Origin of the sequence: Saccharothrix sp. NRRL B-16348 (assembly GCF_001280085.1) — a bacterium.
Taxonomy (GTDB): domain Bacteria; phylum Actinomycetota; class Actinomycetes; order Mycobacteriales; family Pseudonocardiaceae; genus Actinosynnema.
Window position 1 is genome coordinate 26,223 of record NZ_LGED01000225.1, and the last position, 10,379, is coordinate 36,601.

Annotated in this window: 13 protein-coding genes; 7 read left to right on the plus strand and 6 right to left on the minus strand. The window is 72.1% G+C overall.

Annotated elements, in window-relative coordinates:
* Positions 1-62: 62 nt before the first annotated feature.
* Positions 63-902 carry a phosphotransferase gene (locus ADK67_RS33265; RefSeq protein WP_053720526.1) on the plus strand — a complete coding sequence of 280 codons (840 nt, stop codon included), beginning with the start codon at positions 63-65 and terminating at the stop codon, positions 900-902.
* A 5-nt stretch (positions 903-907) separates the two neighbouring features.
* On the opposite strand, the gene ADK67_RS33270 is transcribed toward ADK67_RS33265, so the two are convergent.
* The 3 genes from ADK67_RS33270 to ADK67_RS33280 form a co-directional block, all read right to left on the minus strand.
* Positions 908-1,222 (minus strand): hypothetical protein, encoded by a 315-nt coding sequence (locus ADK67_RS33270; protein ID WP_157621037.1) that lies wholly within the window; start codon positions 1,220-1,222, stop codon positions 908-910.
* A 98-nt stretch (positions 1,223-1,320) separates the two neighbouring features.
* Complete coding sequence (locus ADK67_RS33275; protein WP_053720528.1) at positions 1,321-2,055, minus strand: DUF4328 domain-containing protein; 735 nt, start codon at positions 2,053-2,055, stop codon at positions 1,321-1,323.
* A 77-nt stretch (positions 2,056-2,132) separates the two neighbouring features.
* On the minus strand, positions 2,133-2,714 hold the full coding sequence (locus ADK67_RS33280) for a hypothetical protein (protein ID WP_053720529.1): 582 nt from the start codon (positions 2,712-2,714) through the stop codon (positions 2,133-2,135).
* 131 nt (positions 2,715-2,845) lie between these two features.
* Between ADK67_RS33280 and ADK67_RS33285 the strand changes: the two genes are divergently transcribed.
* From ADK67_RS33285 to ADK67_RS33300, 4 genes are all read left to right on the plus strand, one after another.
* Positions 2,846-3,409, plus strand: coding sequence for a TetR/AcrR family transcriptional regulator (locus tag ADK67_RS33285; RefSeq protein WP_053720530.1), 564 nt, complete (start codon positions 2,846-2,848; stop codon positions 3,407-3,409).
* 83 nt (positions 3,410-3,492) lie between these two features.
* Complete coding sequence (locus ADK67_RS33290) at positions 3,493-6,048, plus strand: hypothetical protein (protein ID WP_157621039.1); 2,556 nt, start codon at positions 3,493-3,495, stop codon at positions 6,046-6,048.
* On the plus strand, positions 6,014-6,385 hold the full coding sequence (locus ADK67_RS33295) for a hypothetical protein (RefSeq protein ID WP_157621041.1): 372 nt from the start codon (positions 6,014-6,016) through the stop codon (positions 6,383-6,385). Before ADK67_RS33290 ends, ADK67_RS33295 begins: the two co-directional genes overlap by 35 nt.
* Before the next feature lie 402 nt (positions 6,386-6,787).
* Positions 6,788-7,891: a BMP family lipoprotein gene (locus tag ADK67_RS33300; protein WP_053720543.1), complete on the plus strand. Its 1,104-nt coding sequence runs from the start codon at positions 6,788-6,790 to the stop codon at positions 7,889-7,891.
* 9 nt (positions 7,892-7,900) lie between these two features.
* On the opposite strand, the gene ADK67_RS33305 is transcribed toward ADK67_RS33300, so the two are convergent.
* The 3 genes from ADK67_RS33305 to ADK67_RS33315 all read right to left on the minus strand — a co-directional run bounded on the left by ADK67_RS33305 (position 7,901) and on the right by ADK67_RS33315 (position 9,206).
* Positions 7,901-8,335: a Mov34/MPN/PAD-1 family protein gene (locus tag ADK67_RS33305; RefSeq protein ID WP_053720533.1), complete on the minus strand. Its 435-nt coding sequence runs from the start codon at positions 8,333-8,335 to the stop codon at positions 7,901-7,903.
* A 92-nt stretch (positions 8,336-8,427) separates the two neighbouring features.
* Positions 8,428-8,829, minus strand: a complete 402-nt coding sequence (locus ADK67_RS33310; RefSeq protein ID WP_053720534.1) for a DUF1801 domain-containing protein — start codon at positions 8,827-8,829, stop codon at positions 8,428-8,430.
* An 11-nt stretch (positions 8,830-8,840) separates the two neighbouring features.
* Complete coding sequence (locus ADK67_RS33315) at positions 8,841-9,206, minus strand: DUF1761 domain-containing protein (protein WP_053720535.1); 366 nt, start codon at positions 9,204-9,206, stop codon at positions 8,841-8,843.
* A 105-nt stretch (positions 9,207-9,311) separates the two neighbouring features.
* On the opposite strand from ADK67_RS33315, the gene ADK67_RS33320 reads away from it, so the two are divergent.
* Complete coding sequence (locus tag ADK67_RS33320) at positions 9,312-9,956, plus strand: TetR/AcrR family transcriptional regulator (RefSeq protein ID WP_053720536.1); 645 nt, start codon at positions 9,312-9,314, stop codon at positions 9,954-9,956.
* Positions 9,956-10,375 (plus strand): hypothetical protein, encoded by a 420-nt coding sequence (locus ADK67_RS33325; protein WP_053720537.1) that lies wholly within the window; start codon positions 9,956-9,958, stop codon positions 10,373-10,375. The genes ADK67_RS33320 and ADK67_RS33325 overlap by 1 nt, the downstream gene beginning before the upstream one ends.
* The last annotated feature ends 4 nt before the right edge of the window (positions 10,376-10,379 follow it).

The window sequence follows — 10,379 nt, forward strand, 5'->3', positions numbered from 1 at the left end:
CCAGGCGGCCGGCCGTAGGGTGCGTGAACGGTGCGGCGTCTGAGGGAGACGGACGAGCGACGATGAAGGAACTGTCACGCGCGGTGGCCGCGAGCGTTGCCACGGCCACCGCGCTTGGTCTGGCGGTCGACGAGACGGTCGTCCTCCAGGACTCGAACAGGCTCACGCTGCGCCTGCTGCCGTGTGACGTCCTGGCCCAGGTGGCGCCGGCGGAGCGTCAGGTCGCCCGGTTCGAACTCGACATCGCCCAACGGCTCGCCCGGTCGGAGAGTCCCGTGGCGGCTCTTGAGCCTCGGGTGGAGCCACGCGTCTACGAGCGTGATGGCTTCGTGGTCACGTTGTGGACCTACTACGAACCCGTTGCACAGCAACGGATTTCGCCGGCCGACTACGCCGACGCGCTCACGCGGCTGCACGCCGGGATGCGTGAGGTCGATGTCCCCACGCCGCACTTCACGGACCGGATCGAGCAGGCCCGACAACTCCTGGCCCACCGCGACCTCACGCCGGCGCTCGCCGACGCCGACCGGGCGCTGCTCAGCGACACGTTGCGGGACCTGAGGCGGACGATCGGCGAACGCGGCGCCGCCGAGCAGTTGCTGCACGGTGAACCGCACCCGGGCAACGTGCTCGCCACGAAGGACGGCCCGCGGTTCATCGACCTCGAGACGTGCTGCCGCGGTCCGGTCGAGTTCGACCTCGCCCACGCGCCGGAGGACGTCGGCGAGCACTACCCGGGCGTCGATCGGGACTTGCTGCGCGAGTGCCGGATCGTCGTGCTGGCGTTGATCACCACGTGGCGCTGGGACCGGGACGACCAACTCCCGGACGGCCACCGACTCGCCGCCGACTGGCTCGCCCGACTCCGCACCGACCTCGACCGCTTGGACCTTCGCCGCTGACCGCTTCACAGTTCGTACGGGTAGAGCCGCACTTCCGGGACTCTCAACTCGACGTGCGCACCCTCGACGACTTCGGTGAGCAGGCCCGTTCCGTCAAGCAGGACGACGTCGTCACCAACGCGAAAGTCGATGACGCCGTCGTCTTCGACCCTCTCGACCCGCCCGACGATGACCACCACGTCGCCATCCTGCGCCACCGGAACCCAAGGCGGACCAACGGCCGGACGAACCGACAGGACCGCCTCTTCCGACACTTCCACCTCGACGTGCAGCGCCCGCCCGACCGGAACCTCGCCCGACCCGACCCAGCACCCCGTCACGAGCTCGGCACCGGACCGGAACCGGACCCACCCGCGGGTGGCGTCGAGGACTTCCTCGATTCGAATCTCCACAACGACTCCCCCGACGGAAACCGCACCTACTCCGGGCGCTGCCAGCGCGGGTCGTCGGCGGGCGGTGCGATCGGTCGAGCGGCACGCGGCAGGTCGACCGGGGCCGGGCCGGTGGACGGCGGCGAGAGGATCTCCGGCGGCGCGAAGAAGCCCGGCTCGGACTGCCACGCGGTGATCCGCCGCACGACGTTCACGGCCGACGCCGCGGCGCCCACCGAGAGCGCGGCCACCACGACGAGCATCACCCCGCCGGTGGCGAGGTCGTCCGCCGACTCGCCGCGGGCCAGCATCCGGTCCGTGATCCGGTCGATCACCTGGTAGGCGATGAACAAGCCCCACCACCAGTCGACCTCGCCGTGGCCGCGACCGGACTCGTGCCGGGGCCGGCTGACCTGCCAGACGTCCACCACCACCCGGCGCGGGATCCAGAAGCTGACGATCGGCAGCCAGCCCCAGATCGCCCAGCGCCTGGTGTGCTGGTGGGCGTCCGGCGCGATCAGGTCGGCGTTGGCGCGGATCCTCCACTGCCACACCACGAACACCACGCCCGCGGCGATGTAGACGACGGCGCTGCCCAGGTCGAGCAGGTCGGTCACGGCGAGCGTGCGGTCGAACTCGGCCTCCCCGACCCGGCCGTCGAGGTAGCCCTCCAGCACGCCGTGCACGCGCCACACCCACCCGGCCATGATCAGGTCGGACAAGGCGGTCAACGCGACCAGCACGGAGAACGCGACCCCAAGGCCGCGCACGGATCGGAACACGGAATCTCCACTCGCGAGGTCCCCCGACCCGAGCGCAGCCTACGGGACGTGCCGCGGCACCCGAACCTCATTTCGCCTTACCGCGCCTTGGCCGCGCGGAGGTGCAAGCGGATCGCCGAGATCAGGAAGAAGACACCGCCCACGGCCGCGTACCCGGCGACGTTGGTGAGCGACGCACTCGCGCCGCCGGCCTGCAGGACGAAGCTCGCGCCCGCGACGGCGGACAGCCCACCGCTGAGGATCATCGCCCACTGGCCGCCGAGCCGGTGGCGCAGGACGGCGACGATCAACTGCACGATGCCCGCCGTGATCGCCCAGGCGCCCCACACCCGCAGCACGTCCGGGATGCCGGACGTGGCGGCGACGGCCACCCCGGCGGCGGTGAGCAGGCTCAGCGCCATGTTCACGTACAGCGGCGCTCGCGACCGGGTGGCGCCCGAGGAGCGGAGGTCGACCAGGGCGGCGGCGACGTCGAACAGCGGGTAGACCACCAGCAGCGCGACGCTGACCGGGGTGAGCGTCGAAGCGGTGAGGGCGAGCAGGCCCGTCCACACGATGGCGAAGCCGAATCGGACGTAGTACAGGTTCCGCAGTCCCTTGGCGCCGCTGGAGGTCTCGACTGCGGCGACGGGGTTGCCGGCTTCGGTGGAGCTGGACATCGGCGTTCCTCTTTCGACCTGAAGTAGATAGAACGATCGGTACACCTGAGCCTGCCCGCACGGCGCCGCAGCTGTCAAGACCGACCGTTCTATCTGCTAGCCTGGGCCGGGCTCTCGAAGGGAACGGGTGCATGTCGGAAGCGCGAACGCGACTGCTCAACACGGCCGGCGCGCTGTTCTACGCCGAAGGGCTCCACTCGGTGGGCATCGACCGCATCATCGCCACCGCGGGCGTGACGCGAGCCACCCTGTACCGGCACTTCCCGGGCAAGGACGACCTGGTCGTCGCCTACCTCACCCAAGCCGACGAGGCGATCCGGGCGCGGGTGGACGCCGCGCGCGCCCAGGGCGCGTCCCCCGACGACGTCGTGCGGACCGTCGGCCGGTCCATCGCCGACGACCTCCAACGTCCCGGCTTCCGGGGCTGCGCGTTCCTCAACGCCGCCGCCGAGTACCCCGACCCGACCCACCCGGTCCACCAGGCGGTCCTCAGGCACCGGCAGTGGTTCCTGGCCACGGTCACCGAACTCCTCGCCGCCACCGGGGAAACCGACCCGGAACCCGCCGCGCGCCACTTCGTCATGCTGCGGGACGGTGCGATGGCCGCCGGCTGCCTGACCGATCCGAAGCCCATCGGCGAGACGTTCCTCCACGGGATCGAGGAACTCCTCAAGCGTCGCGACCACGGCCGGTAGCCCGACTTCCGGCGGCGGGGCTTGACGTTCGTCGGACCGTCGCGCCCCAAAACGGGTGGCGCGGGTGCGCGATGATGATGCCGATGTCCATCCAACTGGCGTTTGGCGTGACGGCCGGATCCGGATTGCGCTGCTGGCTGCCCACGTCCGGCGGCAGAGCCGTGCCCGAACCCGCCGACGAGCGGGCCGGCGTGCACGCCCCCGGTGCCCCCGTTGCCGTAGGCCCGGCCGACGCGGACCCCGAGGTGGTGCGGGAAGCGATCAGGCAGCTCACCCTGCTGGTGTGCGACGGCACCGAGGTGGCCGCGGCGGCGGGCGTCGACCTCGGCGGCGGCTTCACCTCGGCGCGGTTGGCCGGCGCCCGCGGTGACCGGCGCGACGCGGTGCTCGCCGCGGTGCGGGTCCTCGGCGTCGACGGCGCGCACCGGCTGGGCGACCGGACCGTCGGCCTGGTGGCGATGTTCGGGCCGTCGGCGACCAAACGGGTCGGCACGGCCGCGCAGGCCGCGGTCGCCGAGCAGCGCTGGGCGGCGCTGCACCTGGCCTCGGCGGCGTCGGACCTCCTCGGGCCGGAGCAGCTGGAACGGGTGCTCGAACTGCGCGCCCCGGACGGGGTCGACCCGTTCCCGCGCGGTGCGGCGTCCACGCTCGCCGATCACCTGTCCCGTGCGCTGGCCGGGTATCCACGACCGCGCCGGCTGAAGCTGGTCATCAGCCTGTGGGACCACGTGTGCGACCTGCTGGCCGAGCGGCAGCGCGTGGCGCACCGGGCCGCGACGCAGACCCGTGCCGAGCGGATCGACAAGCTCCGCGAACGCCACCGCGCCCACTTCGACGAGCCGATCGTGCGGCAGCTGACCTGGGCGGTCGGCGACGGTCCGACGACGGCCGCCGCGGCCCGCTGGCGGCCTCCCCGGTGGTGGACCGCGCGGGAGCTGGGCGGCTTGCTGCACGACGCCATCGCGGCGACCGCGCTGCTGCGGTTCGCCAAGACCATGTCCGACGAAGGTCTCGCGGTGGCCGCAGAGAAGCACCGCGACGAGTTGGTCGCGGCCGACGCCTGCCTCACCGAGGAGGAGCGGTCCGACGCGGCGCGGCGTCACGAGGGCGCCTACAGCCACCCCGCGCGGCCGGGGTGCTACGTCCACCACCTGGTCCAGGTGCTGGGTCCGGATCGGACGATCACCGCGAAGACCGAGACCTACGTGCAGACCCGCGTCGCCATGGCCCGCAACTACGGCGTCGTCGTCTTCGACACCGTGGCCGAACAGCTCGCCGAGCTGGACGACCACCCCCTGCACAACTGCTGGGACACGTGCAAGCCGTGGCAGGCCGCCCAGTTGCGCCACTGGCGTGCCGTGGTGGGGTTCTCGCGGGCGCCGGAGGGCTGGCAGCAGCCGCCGGTGACCGACGCGCACGCCGACGGCCCGACGCAGGCGCTGGCGCAGCGGATCGCCGCCGCGGGCCCGGTCGATCCGGTCTCGGTGGAAGCACCGCACGACCTGCTCTGGTTCGCCGACCTCGCCGACGCGCTGGCCCCCTTCTACGGCAGCGAACCCGCTTCGGTGCGGCACGAGCGGCCCGCACCGGAGCTGGACTACGACGCGCCGGCACCGCGGCCCTCTCCTGACCGGCCACGGGCCGACTCCGTGCCGCTGGCCGCGGCCGGCGTCGCGCAGCTGGTCATGTTCGGCGCGACACCGCCGCCTCGCTGCGGCAGCTGGGCGGAGCTGGCCGCCGGCGTCGGCGCGGACGCGGTGATCGCCGAGGCCAGCGTCGGCGTCTTCCCGATCCCGCCCGAGGTGTCCGCTGTGGACGGAAGGGTGGTGCCGGGCGCCGACCTGGTCGTGGAACTGGGCCGTGAGCCGAGGCAGCTGGCCGAGTGGTCCACCTACATGGGCAACTGCATCGGCGAGTCGTGGTACGCCGACCAGGCGCGCAAGGGCCACTGCGTGCTGATGGCGTTGCGCGACCCGCTCGGGGGCCGCATCGTCGCCAACCTCGACATCCGACGGCACACCGGTGGCTGGCACGTCCACGAATTGCGCGCGCGGTTCAACGACAACCTCGCCCCGGCGCTGGAGGAGCACGTCAAGCGGTGGGTGGACGGCCTGCCGGCGCCCGCGCCCGAGCCGCTGCCGCCCGTGCTGCCGGTGCCGCCGGTGCGGGGCGGGTCAGCGCGCCGTGCCGCGGGGGCACGGCTGCCCGCCGAACTCATCGGCGCCTTGGCCGCGGCTGTGGAACAGGAACTGGCCACGCCGACGGTCGCAGCCGCGCGACGCGCTTATGCCACGCTGGCGCTGGGTCTCGGACGACCCGACCGGGCCGCGGACGTCGACCCGGACGCGGCGGTGATCGCGGTGAAGCGCGTCGGTCCGGTCGAGCACGTCGAACTGCTGCGCGCCGCTCTCGACACCGGACTCGACGCGGCGGTCCTGTGGGAGGCGACCGGCGTCCGACCGCTCGCCGCCGCGGTGGCCAGGGGTCGATCCGGGACTGCGCGAGCACGACCGCCTCGGGGCGCTCTCCGACGGCGCACCACTGCCGCGAACGCTGCGCGCGCTCGTGCGCCGCCCGGAGATCGCGCCCGCCCACGCACTGGACGTGGTGGCGCGGGCAATCCGCCTGGCCATGGGTGAACTGGTCGGCGACGACGCGCTGGCCCGGTCGGTGGCGCGCCGGCCTTCGACCGAGCTGGTGTGCGCGCTGGCGATCGCCGCCACCTGCGCGCCACCGTCCACAACGGACAGAGCGGTGCAGGTGGTGGCGGCGAAGAAGACCACGGTTCCCGGGTTTCCCGCCAGTGACCTGTCCGACGAGCACGGGCCGTGGCAGCACGCCCTGGCCGCGGCGGTCGACCTCGGCGCGCCCGTGGAGCTGTTCTGGCCGCGTGTCGCCGAACACGGCCTGCTCGTCCCGGCGGCGCTGCTGGGGAAGGGCGGCTGGCCTGCCCTCTGGCGCCGTGCGCACCGCTAGGCTGCGTCGTGTTCGACTCGCCCGACTTCGATCTCGCCCCGTACGCGGAGTTCGAGGCGTCCTTCGCCCACGCTCCCGAAGCCGAGCACGTTCAGCTGCCCTGGGTGTCGGACCTGCACCTGGTGCTCTACGTGGCCATGCGGACGCGCTCCGGCGGGAAACCCAGGCGCGAACGGCGACGTTGCCGCACCGGCAGTCGTGACACGTCCGTCACACCGCGAGACCCGTTCCCAGCAGATGAACGCGGGATCCGAACGGTCACGGCGACGAGGTACGGTCCCTCGCGCAAGCCCCGAATACGCCCATCGGGGGAGGGTCTGCTCGCTGAGCAGGGAGGGGAGACGAGCCGTGCGCCGTCCTGTCCACCGCACCGCTTTCGCCGCGATCGCGCTGACCGGCCTCATGGTGGTGAGCGCCTGCGCGAAGGACTCCGGTGGCACCACCGCGTCGACCGACGTCGCCGGGGCCGCCTGCGAGTTCGCGACACCGCCCAGTCCGCCCGCCACCTCGAACCCCAGCGCCACCAACGGCAAGACCGCCGACGGTGACAAGGTCGACGGGAGTGCGCTGAAGATCGGCCTGGCCTACGACATCGGCGGTCGCGGCGACGCGTCGTTCAACGACCTCGCCGCCGCCGGGTTCGACCGGGCGATCAAGGACATGGGGGTCAAGGAGGAGAACACCCGCGAGCTCTCCGCCTCCCCGAACGAGGACGAGTCGGTGAAGCAGTCCCGCCTGCGCCAACTGGCGCGCGAGGGCTTCAACCCGGTCGTCGGCGTGGGCTTCGCGTACACCGAGTCGCTGAAGGTCGTCGCGCCGGAGTTCCCGGACGTCCAATTCGGTCTCGTGGACTCGGCCGTGGAGGGCGCGCCCAACGTCACGCCGCTGGTCTTCGCCGAGCAGGAGGGCGCGTTCCTGGCCGGCGTCGTGGCCGCGTACCAGAGCAAGAAGTGCCACGTGGGCTTCATCGGCGGCGTCGACATCCCGCTGATCCGCAAGTTCGAGGCCGGTTACGTCCAGGGCGCGAAGGCCGCCGCGCCGAAGATCGTGGTGGAGAAGAAGTACATCACGCCGGCCACCGACTTCACCGGGTTCCAGGACCCGGCGAAGGGCCTGGAGACCGCGAAGGGCCTCATCGACAAGGGCGCGGACGTCCTCTACCCCGCCGCGGGCGCGTCCGGCATCGGCGTGTTCTCCGCGGTGAAGCAGGCGGGCGTGCTGGCGATCGGGTGCGACGCCGACCAGTACCACCAGCCGGCGCTCGCGGACACCAGGGACGTCATCGTCGCGTCGAGCCTCAAGCGCGTCGACGTGGCGGTGTACGACTTCTTCCGGGCCGCCGCGAGCAACGACCTGGGCTCGCTGCCGAAGGTCTTCGACCTCAAGGTGGACGGCATCGGTTACGCCACGTCCGGCGGCAAGATCGACTCGAAGCTGCAGAGCATCCTCGAAGGGTTCAAGGCGCAGATCATCGAGGGAAAGATCAAGGTCGCGGACAAGCCGTAGCCGGCCTGCTCATCGCCGGGAACGTGGTCGGCCGGGCGGGGTGGGCACGACGTGGACGATCTCCTCGGCGACCACCCCGTCCTCGATCCGGAACGAGCGCAGTTCGACGTGCTCCGGGTCGCGGGTGGAGATGATCACGTGGTGGACGTTCGGATCGGCGTGGCGGACGTCCATCTCCCCCGGGTACGCCGCGGCGGTCGGGTACGACCGGTACACGACCACCGGCTCTTCGTCCTCGGCGTCCAGTTCGCGGTAGACCCGCAGGTACTCCACAGGGTCGAACGACCAGTGGACGGCGGAGTCCGCGGTGTTGACCATGGGGATCACGCGTCCGGGACGGTCGGCGCCCGCCGGGCCGACGACGAGACCGCACGCCGCCCGGGGGTGCTCGGCGCGGGCGTGCGCGACGATGGCGCCGAAGGTCGCCTGGTCGATGGTCAGCATCGGGATGTCCTCTGGTGCGGCACGTCCCGATACTGCCAGTCGTCGTGCCGGTCCAGCGGGATCGACGTGGCTCGGGCGGCACGCCACGCCGGTCACAACCCCTGCGCGGCCTTGATCTTGCGCCAGCCGCCGGCGCGGTTGTTCGCGATGATCCGCTGGAGGTAGCGGGTGAGCGCGGGCGCGTTGATCGGCTCGCCCTCGTAGTAGGCGATCGTCCGGCCGGTCTTGTTCTGGTGCCCGGCCGTGACGATGCCGTCCGGGTCGGGGACGATGCCGCCGTCGTAGAGGAACACGTTCACGTGGTCCTTGGCGGCGAGCAGCGCGCAGACGTTGCCGTCCAGCACGAAGTACGGCTGGACCGTCCGCTTGATCGTCTCGACGACCTCGGGGTCCGCCGCGTGCGCGATGTCGCGCACGCGGTGGCAGACCTCCCGCTGCCAGTCCGGCAGCTTGTCGATGTAGTCGTCGACGCGCGGGTCCTTCTCGTAGCTCACGATGCCCTCCTCTAGAGCCACAGGCCGACGATGGCGCCCACGGCGAGCAGCTTGACCAGCCAGTCTCCGCCATGCCGTGCCGCGGTGGCCACCGGAACCCGGTCCCACATGACCGAGCCGGACAGCAGCACGAACGGGAACGCCACCCACAGCACGAGCGCGAGCAGCAGCATCGGGCCGACCGTCGTGATGTCCATGGCCCTCGCGAACCCGACCACGGCGCCCGCCACCAGCGCGCTGCGGCCGAACTCGGCGACGATCAGCAGCGGGGACGGGCGGCCGGCCGAGGCGCGGTCGCGGTCCAGCAGCGAGTACCAGGCGGTGCTGATCACGAAGGACGCGACCACCGAGGTCAGGACCGCGGCGATGACGGTCATCTCGCACCGCCCTGCCCGGCCGAGCGACCGTTGAGGAAACTACACTGGCTAGTGTTCATTTCGGAAAACTAAACCGGGTAGTTTTCGAAGTCAAGGGGGTCGTCGATGACAGGGCGCCGCGAGGAGCGGTCGGCCGCCAAGCGCGCGGAGATCGTGGCTGCCGCGCGAGAGGTGTTCACCACGCACGGCTACGTCGGCACCAGCATGGACGCGGTCGCCTCGGCGGCCGGCGCGTCCAAGCGGACCGTCTACCAGTACTTCGCCGACAAGGAGGAGCTGTTCGCGGCGGTCGTCCTGGAAACGGTGGATCGCGGCTACGAGTACTTCCGGCCGCACATCCTCGCCCTGGCCGAGACCGACGACGTCGAGACCGCGTTGCGGCGACACGCCCGCGCCACGGTCGCCGGGATCATGAACCCCGAGGTGCTCCAGATGCGCCGCCTGGTGATGGCCGAGGCGGACCGGTTCCCCGACGTGGGCCGCCAGTACTACGAGCGCAGCTGGGAGCGGACGACCGGCCTGCTGGCGGAAACCCTGACCCGCCTGACCGAGCGCGGCCTGCTCGCGGTCGACGACCCCGGTCGCGCGGCCTACCTGTTCACCTGGCTGGTCGTGTCGATCCCGTTGCAGCGCACCGCGTTCATGGGCAACGCGACCGTACCCACCCAGGCCGAGCTGGACGACGTCGCCGACGAGGGCGCCCGCGTCTTCCTGGCCGCGTACGGGGTCGGGAAGAAGGAGGGCGCCTGATGGCCGACCGCACGGCGGCACTCGCGGCGGCCGGCCTGGAGGTCCTGGGCACCGTCGACCTCGCGGGCGACCTCGCACCGGCGGACGCGTGGCGTCGGGTCGTCTCCCTCACCGCCCGGCCGGCGGTCGAGGTGGCCGACGACGTCGTGGACGCGGACGCCCGGGTCGACGCGGCGTGGCGGGACCTGGCCCGGCGGCAAGGTGTGCGGGCCGACGACGGCACCTTCCTGATCAGCCTGCCCGGTCCCGGCGCGTTCACCGCGCCGTGGACCGCCGTCCGCCTCACGGATCAGACCCGCCTGGCCCGCCACCTCGCCGCCAACCCGGGCGAGCCGGAGTTCGTCACCGCCTCCGCCGACGGGACTGCGGTCCTCGGCGTCACCACGGAGGAGTACGCGGTCTGGCTCGTCGTCGCCTGACCGC

Coding starts and splice junctions, on each gene's coding strand:
- ADK67_RS33265 (WP_053720526.1), top strand. CDS start 63: ATGAAGGAACTGTCACGCGCGGTGGCCGCGAGCGTTGCCACGGCCACC.
- ADK67_RS33280 (WP_053720529.1), bottom strand. CDS start 2,714: ATGTCCAGCTCCACCGAAGCCGGCAACCCCGTCGCCGCAGTCGAGACC.
- ADK67_RS33285 (WP_053720530.1), top strand. CDS start 2,846: ATGTCGGAAGCGCGAACGCGACTGCTCAACACGGCCGGCGCGCTGTTC.
- ADK67_RS33290 (WP_157621039.1), top strand. CDS start 3,493: ATGTCCATCCAACTGGCGTTTGGCGTGACGGCCGGATCCGGATTGCGC.
- ADK67_RS33300 (WP_053720543.1), top strand. CDS start 6,788: ATGGTGGTGAGCGCCTGCGCGAAGGACTCCGGTGGCACCACCGCGTCG.
- ADK67_RS33305 (WP_053720533.1), bottom strand. CDS start 8,335: ATGCTGACCATCGACCAGGCGACCTTCGGCGCCATCGTCGCGCACGCC.
- ADK67_RS33315 (WP_053720535.1), bottom strand. CDS start 9,206: ATGACCGTCATCGCCGCGGTCCTGACCTCGGTGGTCGCGTCCTTCGTG.
- ADK67_RS33320 (WP_053720536.1), top strand. CDS start 9,312: ATGACAGGGCGCCGCGAGGAGCGGTCGGCCGCCAAGCGCGCGGAGATC.
- ADK67_RS33325 (WP_053720537.1), top strand. CDS start 9,956: ATGGCCGACCGCACGGCGGCACTCGCGGCGGCCGGCCTGGAGGTCCTG.